The organism is Nostoc sp. FACHB-133, assembly GCF_014698055.1.
Lineage (GTDB): Bacteria > Cyanobacteriota > Cyanobacteriia > Cyanobacteriales > Nostocaceae > Nostoc.
Map to the genome: position 1 here is coordinate 22748 of NZ_JACJSH010000073.1, position 6000 is coordinate 28747.

8 protein-coding genes are annotated in these 6000 nt (G+C 40.1%); 4 read left to right on the forward strand and 4 right to left on the reverse strand.

Annotation, left to right across the window (positions count from 1 at the left end; all coding sequences use genetic code 11):
• Positions 1–110 precede the first annotated feature (110 nt).
• Both H6G86_RS33060 and H6G86_RS33065 read right to left on the reverse strand, forming a co-directional pair.
• The gene (locus H6G86_RS33060; protein ID WP_190937871.1) at positions 111–812 is read right to left on the reverse strand and encodes a protein kinase family protein; all 702 of its coding nucleotides are present in this window, start codon (positions 810–812) and stop codon (positions 111–113) included.
• 214 nt (positions 813–1026) lie between these two features.
• A complete protein-coding gene (locus H6G86_RS33065) occupies positions 1027–2274 on the reverse strand; it encodes an alpha-L-fucosidase (protein WP_190937872.1) in 1248 nt (415 codons plus the stop codon).
• Positions 2275–2353: 79 nt separating this feature from the next.
• Between H6G86_RS33065 and H6G86_RS33070 the strand changes: the two genes are divergently transcribed.
• The 3 genes from H6G86_RS33070 (at position 2354) to H6G86_RS33080 (ending at position 4567) form a co-directional block, all read left to right on the forward strand.
• Positions 2354–2524 (forward strand): hypothetical protein, encoded by a 171-nt coding sequence (locus H6G86_RS33070; RefSeq protein WP_190937873.1) that lies wholly within the window; start codon positions 2354–2356, stop codon positions 2522–2524.
• A 218-nt stretch (positions 2525–2742) separates the two neighbouring features.
• A complete protein-coding gene (locus H6G86_RS33075; protein ID WP_190937874.1) occupies positions 2743–3606 on the forward strand; it encodes a DUF6671 family protein in 864 nt (287 codons plus the stop codon).
• 355 nt (positions 3607–3961) lie between these two features.
• The gene (locus tag H6G86_RS33080; protein WP_190937875.1) at positions 3962–4567 is read left to right on the forward strand and encodes a YdcF family protein; all 606 of its coding nucleotides are present in this window, start codon (positions 3962–3964) and stop codon (positions 4565–4567) included.
• Between the two features lie 117 nt (positions 4568–4684).
• On the opposite strand, the gene H6G86_RS33085 is transcribed toward H6G86_RS33080, so the two are convergent.
• Positions 4685–4990 carry an HNH endonuclease gene (locus tag H6G86_RS33085; RefSeq protein ID WP_190937876.1) on the reverse strand — a complete coding sequence of 102 codons (306 nt, stop codon included), beginning with the start codon at positions 4988–4990 and terminating at the stop codon, positions 4685–4687.
• Positions 4991–5169: 179 nt separating this feature from the next.
• Entirely contained in the window at positions 5170–5373 is a 204-nt protein-coding gene (locus H6G86_RS33090) for a hypothetical protein (protein ID WP_190937877.1), read from the reverse strand.
• A 28-nt stretch (positions 5374–5401) separates the two neighbouring features.
• Here H6G86_RS33090 and H6G86_RS33095 point away from each other — a divergent pair, with 28 nt between their 5' ends.
• A complete protein-coding gene (locus tag H6G86_RS33095; RefSeq protein WP_190937878.1) occupies positions 5402–5755 on the forward strand; it encodes a thermonuclease family protein in 354 nt (117 codons plus the stop codon).
• Positions 5756–6000 lie beyond the last annotated feature (245 nt).

The window sequence follows — 6000 nt, forward strand, 5'->3', positions numbered from 1 at the left end:
CAGTTTGGGAAAATCGGTAATTCAATCTCAAGCGATTGCGATTTCACTCTGGCCCAATAGCTACTGAAGATTGCACTCAGAATTTATCGATGTTACAAGGCTAAATTAGCCTAAAGTTTTAAATATTTAAAACGAGTTAATCTTAGGACTAGTTGACAACAGGAAATTTTGAAAGAAGTTGCCAGACGGTAACTTTTGCGGAGCATATTTAAGGCCGAGTATGGCACACGCAATCGAAGTGGGCGCAACACAGGACGATATAACCAATAATAAGCTTTTTTTAAGTGATTCCATTTTGAACAGGCTTCTGGATGCAGAAAATCTGAAATGTCTACAACTAACCCTCTACCCTGATGCATCATCACATTACGACCGTGGACATCATGAGGGTGGAGTCCGCGACTTCTAGCATAGTCCAAAGCTTTATCGATATCCCGTATTACCTGCTGAGGAATTGGTAAACCTAAGTGCATACAATCGTACAAAGTTGTTCCATAAAGCCGTTTCAAAATTAGAAAGTTATCTTTGGCGTACAAACACTCAGAAAATGCCGGATGAGAACCTAGACGACGGTAAACTTCTACTTCCTCTTCAAAGCCTAGTCGTCCTGGGGCATAAATTTTAACTACACACTCAGGGTAATCGGGGTGAAAAACTACTGCGGCGTAATTTCCTTTGCCAAGCAACTGCCAAGGTTGTGGAAGATAGCTGACCTGAATGGGATTACGGGGATTAACACTTTCAATTTGTAATCTAGGCAGTAGTTCCTGATAAATGCTTTTGACCAGCTGTTCTGGAAGCAATTTGTCCATACCGGATAAGTTTCTGACACCAAATGACAAGATAAACTACTCAATTTATCTCAACTATTACAGCAACAGTTGGAATTGAGCTTAATTTTGAAATGGCGCAGTCCATTTAATAAGGAGAACTGGGAGCGCTATATACACCCGTTTGGGTAGGGCTGCATGATCAGAGATGAGCTATACCCCCGCTCAAGAAGCTAAATTTACATTAATTAATTAATCAAGAATCAATATCAATACAAATCACTGTAACGTATGGATTAATTACTGATTCTGGCACATCAATTGTTAATTCTCCTAACGGATTAGAATTGAGGATAGAATCCATAATTGCACAGCGACTTGTGTAAGTTAGTGCTGTACCGTCAGCAAGAACAAACACTGATTTTACTCGTTTTATTGGTATACCCCTAACTGATATTGTCTCGTAAGGTTTCATTAATAGGTGTAGATAAATGCGATTTTCCTTACGAGTTGAGGGGCCATAAAATTGCCAGGGTTCTAATCCTGGGGTTGTATCCAGTATACTTTCACAGTGACTCTCCATCCAATCTGCTATATCTTTGAGACGCTCTAACTGCTCAGGAGGAATTTGTCCATTACCCATTGGACTAACATTAAGCAAGAGGTTGCCTCCAATGCCAGCTATTTCGCACATTGTATGGATCAATTGACGAGACGATTTGAAGTTGCAATCATCTGAATTGTATCTCCAACTCTCGTTAATAGTCAGACAGGTTTCCCAAGGATGAGCAGGTGGGTGAGGAGGAATAAACTGCTCAGGAGTTTCAAAGTCTCCACAATTGGGTAGGCGATCGTTAATGAGAATATTAGGTTGTAAATCACGAATCATTTTTGCTAATTTTTGAGCCTGCCATTGCTCTGGAGTGCGTTCCCAACTTCCATCAAACCAAATGATGTCAATTTGACCATAGTTGGTCAATAATTCCCGTATCTGATTGAACATAAATTGGATATATCGCTCCCACTGTTGCGCTGTAGGTTGAGGGAGTTGGTCAAAGCGATAAGGTTTATCTGCCTCTCTCCAAGCCGGATAGTCAGGATGATGCCAGTCACTAAGTGAAAAATAAAGACCAATACGCAATCCTACAGAGCGCATCGCTTCGACATATTCACGTACAATATCTTTTTTGTAAGGTGCAGATGCAATTGAAAAGTCTGATTCTTGGGTATGGAATAAGGCAAAACCATTATGATGCTTGGTTGTTAATATCGCATATTTCATTCCGAGACTTTTTGCTAAATCTGCCCATTCTTTAGGATTGTATTGCTGTGGATTGAAAGTATTAGCTGTGTAGTGATATTTATCAACTGGAATATCTTTGCAAAAAGGTAGGCTGAATACACCCCCAACTAACGGCCAAGATAACTCACATCCCATTTGAGAACTATGTCCCCAATGAATAAACATCCCCAATCGAGCTGTGTCAAACCAGTTATTCATCATGGTGAAATTTGGCAATAATTCTGCAAAAGAGAAGGAGAAATAGCTCCCAAGAGCATCTTAGTACATCTACAGGTTTTGGTTGTTATTATTTGTTGGCGGAGGTGAAAATGCGACACCGAATAGCCCGCCGCAAGCATCGCTCTCGCAAGCGGGGCTATGGGCTGGGGCGATCGCGGGAGCATCCTCTCTAAGAGACACTACTCGCGTTCGTTTGAATGCTGCAAATAGCACGTTTGCCTCTGCAAGATAGAGGCAGGCGATTGTCTACGGCAGATCGTATATATCTAATTAGGGGGTTTCAGGTTTGATGAACTTGAGCTTCTTGCGTAGGCGTAGCCCGCCCCAGGCATCGCTGCCAGTGCGCTTGCTCTCAAGAAGCTCAAGCTGGTTTTAGCGATAAAATCAGAAGAAACAACCGTTTTAAAATTATGAAAAGCTACAAACTTAAGTAATAAGGATTAGCGCAGAATGAATAATCAGCAATTATTTAATGAGCGTCTGGCTGTGTTGGCGACAATGCACCAAAAAGAAAAGGTAATTGCTCCACTATTAGAACAAGAGTTAGGCATAAAAGTTATAGTCCCACAGGATTTTAATACTGATATTTTTGGCACATTTACTAGAGATGTAAAACGTCCAGGAACACAAATTGCCACAGCTAAATTAAAAGCAGAGAAAGCCTTAGAGTTAACACGAGAAAATTTAGCTATCGCTAGCGAAGGTAGTTTTACACCCCATCCATTAGTTCCTTATATTTACTGTAATAGAGAAATAGTTGTTTTTTTAGATAAAATCAATAATCTAGAAATTATTGGTGAGGAAATTTCTACAGATACTAACTTTAATCATCAAATTATAACAACTTTAGGTGAAGCATATATTTTTGCTAAAAAAGTTGGTTTTCCAGAACATGGATTAGTTGTCTGGTTTGAAAACTTAGAGAATAAAAGTAATAAGATAACTAAAGGTATTACAAAAGAAACAGATTTGATAGCATCAGTTGATTTTGCATTGCATAATTCCCCAGATAGCCAGGTAAATATTGAGACAGATATGCGGGCAATGTATAATCCCACCCGGATGAAAAATATTGCAAAAGCTACCCATAATTTACTTAATAAAATTAGCAGTTGTTGTCCAAAATGTAATACGCCTGGTTTTGAAATAACTGAAATAATTCAGGGATTACCCTGTGAATTTTGTCATATCCCAACTACCTTACCACTGTCCACAATTTATCAATGTAAAAAATGTGGTTTTAATCAAGAGAAACTATTTCCTAATGGTATGGAATTTGCGAATCCAGCCCAATGTATATACTGTAATCCGTAGGGTATCTCTTGGGAGGATTTGAGTAAACATATTTACCTGCACTTAGCCATTCAGGAGGTTCTGGAACAGTTTGGTTGGCGCTTCAAGATTATTCGTTTTTTGCGTAAAGTACGAAAATTGAGGTGAATAGTATTATATAACGGTATTTACTATGTATAAACCGGGGACAACGCTAATTGTCTCTTATATAATTTACTTCTATCAAAACTGCTCTGGCTTGAGTCTAGGGCAGTTTTTGATTGCACGGTAGAAGCCAGATTCACAACTGCATCTAATGGTGAAGCATATAACAGTATAGGACTTACGCACTTAACTTAGATATTGAAACTAAGCATGAAAAATAGCATAACAACCCATGCTCAATTACAAAATTCACAAAAAATGGTCAATTTTGGTGACATTAGCTTTGATATCTGCCTTGTTGCTGGCGATCGCTTCTTCTGCCTCAAGTATTTATTTATATGGCAGCAGTACTAATAATATCAAGGCAGATGCAGCAATTGTTTTAGGAGCAGCAGTTTGGGGAGAAAAACCATCTCCTGTTTTCAGAGAGCGAATTAACCACGCCATCAACTTATATAAAAATGGATCTGTTAAAACAATCATTTTTACTGGCGGAGTTGGCGAGATTAATGAACCACCTGAAGCTATAGTTGGAAAAAATTATGCACTCGCGCAACAGGTAAAAGCTGCTGATATTCTCACTGACACTCAATCTCGTACAACTCACCAGAACCTCACAAATGCTTTGGAAGTAGCGAAAGCTCACCAATTAAACAAGTTTCTTATTGTTAGCGATCCATTGCACATGAAACGAGCAGTATTGATGGCACGAAATTTAGGAATGGATGCACATTCGTCTCCCACACCGACTACCCGCTATCGCGGTTTTCACAGTCAAATGGAGTTTTTGAGCCGAGAAACTTATTTTTACTTTGTCTACTTAGTGTTTAAAATCTAGCTTTAGCAGACTGCAACTAAAAATTGCCTAGTTGAGCGCAAAGTACCCCCTAGAAGCTATCGCAACAACAAAAGCAAGTTTTAGTTAGCGCTCACGCTTGAAATCGCTAAATTTTAGCTAACATTTCCTTTCGGCAAACAGTGACAACTGTCCCGGAGAAATATTCCCGCGTCCGAATCGATGGTAGTAAAGGTGACAGCCACTGCATAGGCAAGCCAGGTTCTCCAGCCGATTGTCACTAGGGTCACAATTCCAGTGATGTACCTGAAGTATATGAGCTTTGCACTGAGATTTTGTCCAATCAGGTGGTTTTTCCCCAGGACGTAAGCAGACCTTACCACATTTAGTACAACGCCAATCACAGTCAGCTTTTAGCGCTGTCGCAATTTCTTTCCAATTGTCTGGATATACACCCTGACTCATGACGATGTATTTTTGCAATCTATAGTGACTTATCAATCAACAAAGCTTATCTTAAAATCGACTAAGTTAAAAGTATTGTTGCTACAAGAATCTTTCGCCAATAAACATAAATATTCTTCTAGCTTTGAGATCCAATACCGTTGTTGTTGTGAGGCGTAGATAGGTGACTGCGGTTAAAATTATGGTTTCTTATATTGCAATAACAGAGCTAGCAATATGAAGCCATCGTGGAAAACTGCCATAATTTTAACTGCGTAGTTTACCGCCGCAGGCATCGCTGGAGCTACCATCAGCGCTATCTCGATTTTCCAAAGAACTAACCAGCCATCCATCGCGCTTACCGAAGAATGGATCGCTACCCAAGTAGCAGATGGGGACAGCATCACAGTTCGTCAAACCGATGGTAGCCAAATGTCAGTTGAGCTTTGTGGAATTGATGCCCCGGAATTGAAACAAGGTGAAGCTCCAAGACAAGCATTGGCTCATGAAGCAAAACAGAAACTACTTAAGCTCATTGCTGCTGCCGATAATCAACTGATGATCGTTCCAGTCGCAAAAGACAGCGATGGGCGTACTGTTGCTGAAGTGATGGCTCACGGACAGGGTGAGGCTGAGATTAGTTTTCAGGAAGAACTGCTTAAAAGCGGCTTGGCTAAAACGCGACTTGGCGGGGTGGAATGCCCGAATCAAATAGCTTTTGAACAGGCTCAGAAAATAGCGATCGCTTCTAAAACTGGAGTGTGGAGTCAAGACAAACCAAACTAGCCTTGAAGCTAAAACCAGCACTCCAGTTAAAATTTGTCGCAGATTTCAAGTAGGTGCAGATCCACCAAGCGCATTTCTGTAAGCATCAGCAGTTTCCGCGCCAAAACCACCAGCTTGAGCATGACGGAGTAGCGATTGTACTATGGGAGCTATGCGGTTTCGTCAGATCCAGTAAAAAACAAGCGATCACTAAATCATTTTCCCAGTAGTATAAATTTATTTATACTTTTTAAGCAGTATTAACA